Source organism: Limosilactobacillus panis DSM 6035, from assembly GCF_001435935.1.
Taxonomy (GTDB): domain Bacteria; phylum Bacillota; class Bacilli; order Lactobacillales; family Lactobacillaceae; genus Limosilactobacillus; species Limosilactobacillus panis.
Genome location: NZ_AZGM01000030.1, coordinates 1 through 3118, shown reverse-complemented (window position 1 = coordinate 3118; position 3118 = coordinate 1). Strand labels below are relative to the sequence as shown.

Sequence of the window (3118 nt, the reverse complement as noted above, 5' to 3'; positions counted from 1 at the left end):
CCAAAAAAGCCAATAACCACACGCCTTTGGCGTGATTATTAGCTTTCAAGTTTCAGGATCCTTATTTAAAACCTGACAAACCTTTTCTAACTGAGGATAAAGAACTAAAAATTATCCATTTGGTTCAGTCTTATCCCATGCACTGTCCGCTTTGTGGCCAGCTGATGCGTCGAAATGGTTTTCGTAAAAAGCCGGTAACGATCAAGATTCTTTCAATTGGCGGAAAAACAACTGTACTAAAAATCAAGAAACAACAGTATCTTTGCCCACCATCAACTGACTGCCCAACCCGGGTTACCCGAGTTGCCCAAATTCAAGGGGTCAAATTCGCTTGTCGAATTGCGAACAGTGTTAAATACCACATCGTACAGGAACTCAGCGATAACGAATCTATGCGGACCATCGCCAGCCACCACAATGTTTCCGTTAACACCGTTGAGCGCCAGCTCGAAGGGTTAGACGATACTTTTAAGCCTAATCGTAACTGGCTACCAGCAACGATTGCTTTTGATGATTTCAAGTCTGGCAAATTTGCGCAAAGTAATATGAGCATGATTTTAATGAATCCACAGAACCATCGCACCATCGACATCATCCAGTCTCGTAATTCACGCTTCATGCGCGGTTACTTCCTTTCTCACTACTCTAAAAAGGCTCGCTGGTCAGTTAAGATTGTCGTTGTCGATCTATTCGAACCTTATCGCAACCTTATCCATGACTTGTTTCCCAAGGCGATTATCGTAGCTGATCATTTCCACGTTGTCGTCCAGGCGTATCGGGCACTTCAAAGTGCCCGACTTAAGGTAATGAAAGAATATGGGCCTAATACGCATGAATACCGTGCCTTAAAACATTACTGGAAGCTATTAATGGCCAAGAAAAGCCAATTAGATTATCTACACTACTATTCCCGACGTAACTTTCGCTATGCCTGGTTATCCAACCAAGAAGTCGTTAACCGATTACTTAGCTTCTCTCCAGATTTAAGAGCCGCTTACGAGTATTATCAAGATCTGATCACCGCGATTGATCAACGTAGTCAGGCATTGTTAAACCAGCTAATTAAACGACGAGACTTACCAATTACCTTGAGACGAGTCAAACGAACGCTCCGTAAACATCGCCAAGAGATTATCGCCAGTTTCTACACTCGGCTAACTAATGGACCAATTGAAGGGGCTAATAATAAAATCAAAGTGATCAAGCGGACGGTCTATGGTTACCGTAACTTTTTCATTTCCGGACTAGAATTCTCGTTTCATTGAAAACCACTAATCTCATGATTCGTGAAATACCAAAAAAGAGAACTAGACCAATCGCCAAAGTCGCTTAGTCTAGTTCTCAAAAATCCCTCCACCCTTACCGATTGATAAAGAGCCAAAAAGTAAAATAAGGCAGGTAAGAAAAACGTGTTTCCTTACCTGCCTTATCTTAGTAGTCGGAAATACAAGATTTGAACTTGCGACCTCTGCGTCCCGAACGCAGCGCTCTACCAAACTGAGCTAATTTCCGAAAAAATAAGCGTAACACCTACCACGTTGGTAGCCGTTACGCTTAACCTTTATGCACCCAGAAGGAGTCGAACCTTCAACCTTCTGATTCGTAGTCAGACACTCTATCCAATTGCGCTATGGGTGCAAGAAAAGCGGAAGACGGGATTCGAACCCGCGACCCCCACCATGGCAAGGTGATGTTCTACCACTGAACTACTTCCGCATAATTATGAGCTATTTAATTGCTATCAACGATTGTTAATATTACATGAACCAGTGAAGAATGTCAACACTTTTTTCAAATAATATTAATGCGGATGAAGGGACTTGAACCCTTACATCAAAAGATACAAGATCCTAAATCTTGCGCGTCTGCCAATTCCGCCACATCCGCATATGGAGGATACAGGGCTCGAACCTGTGACCCTCTGCTTGTAAGGCAAATGCTCTCCCAACTGAGCTAATCCTCCGAAAAACTAAGCTAACTGAACAAGCCAGCTTAATTAATATATCATCCATTCTGATAATTGTCAAACATTTATTTTAAATTTAAGTCCACCAGCTTCTGGTCAATCATCTGGAGTACTTTCTTGGCCGCGTGCGGGTCCTCCACAAAATCATACTCGTCCCCATCAATCAGCATCTTAGGGCTCTGATCGTACTGCTTGTACCATTCTTGGTAGCGTTCGTTTAGGTTCTTGTAGTAATTGTAAAGTGACGGGTCGTTGGCAATCTGCTCGTAAGACCGGCCCCGCTTCTTGATCCGTTTGAGCATCGTATCAAAGGAAACCTGGATCGTGATCAACAGGTTTGGTGCCTTTTGGTGGGGCTGCTCAGGAAGTTCTTCCATCATGTTGGCCAGCAGTGAACTGTAAATGTCCGACTCCGTCTGCGTTGCCCGCCCCATGTCAGCGTTCAGCTTAAACAGCAGGGCATCTTCAAAAATCGACCGGTCCAAGACGTTGAGGTCGTTGCTATATGATTCTTTGATCTCATCAATCCGCTTGTTTAAAAAGTAAATCTGCAACAGGAAGCCGTACTTCTTAGGGTTCTTGTAGAAAAGCGGCAAAATCTTGTTGTCGTCGACTGATTCGTAAAAGGCCTGGCTATGTAAGTGGTCGGCCAGTAACTTCGTCAGGCTGGTCTTACCAGCACCAATTGTTCCTGCTAAAGCAATCATTATCCTGTTCCTTTCATTATGATCTGTTAAAAGACACGATTACTATTTTACCATCGATGGGAAATCGATAACAGGATTAAGAACTAATTTCTCGTAAAGTGAACTACTCGGCCATTAATGACCGCGCTTCTGGGAACATGAAGTAGTATTTAGGATATTATGCCTGTATTCAGGATACCTAACTTACATAACTCCACTCTTTTACCATGGCTAGTCCCTAGCCAATGGCTTTTAATCCTTGATGCAAGATATTAACTGCCGCATTAATATCCCGGTCGTGATGGGCACCACAGCTTGAGCACGTCCATTCACGAATGTTAAGGGGCTTAGAGCCACTATGATAGCCACAATGACTACAAATTTGACTGGTATAGTTCGATTTAACAGTTACTAGGGTCCGTCTGAAAACTTTATTTCAGGCGAATCAGAATCGCCGCCAAGTAAA

1 protein-coding gene, 5 tRNA genes and 2 pseudogenes are annotated in these 3118 nt (G+C 43.2%); 1 reads left to right on the top strand and 7 read right to left on the bottom strand.

Annotated features, from left to right (window positions below; genetic code table 11):
- Positions 1–53: 53 nt before the first annotated feature.
- A pseudogene (locus FD32_RS02335) lies at positions 54–1333 on the top strand (ISL3 family transposase); the annotation flags it as partial.
- Between the two features lie 105 nt (positions 1334–1438).
- Here FD32_RS02335 and FD32_RS02330 read toward each other — a convergent pair.
- The 7 genes and pseudogenes from FD32_RS02330 to FD32_RS09730 form a co-directional block, all read right to left on the bottom strand.
- A tRNA-Pro gene (locus FD32_RS02330) sits at positions 1439–1512 on the bottom strand.
- Between the two features lie 52 nt (positions 1513–1564).
- A tRNA-Arg gene (locus FD32_RS02325) sits at positions 1565–1638 on the bottom strand.
- 6 nt (positions 1639–1644) lie between these two features.
- Positions 1645–1716, bottom strand: a tRNA-Gly gene (locus FD32_RS02320).
- Between the two features lie 89 nt (positions 1717–1805).
- A tRNA-Leu gene (locus FD32_RS02315) sits at positions 1806–1887 on the bottom strand.
- Positions 1888–1890: 3 nt separating this feature from the next.
- A tRNA-Val gene (locus FD32_RS02310) sits at positions 1891–1963 on the bottom strand.
- A gap of 68 nt (positions 1964–2031) precedes the next feature.
- Positions 2032–2673: a deoxynucleoside kinase gene (locus FD32_RS02305; RefSeq protein ID WP_047769930.1), complete on the bottom strand. Its 642-nt coding sequence runs from the start codon at positions 2671–2673 to the stop codon at positions 2032–2034.
- Positions 2674–2890: 217 nt separating this feature from the next.
- Positions 2891–3067: pseudogene (locus FD32_RS09730) on the bottom strand (zinc ribbon domain-containing protein); the annotation flags it as partial.
- Positions 3068–3118: the final 51 nt, after the last annotated feature.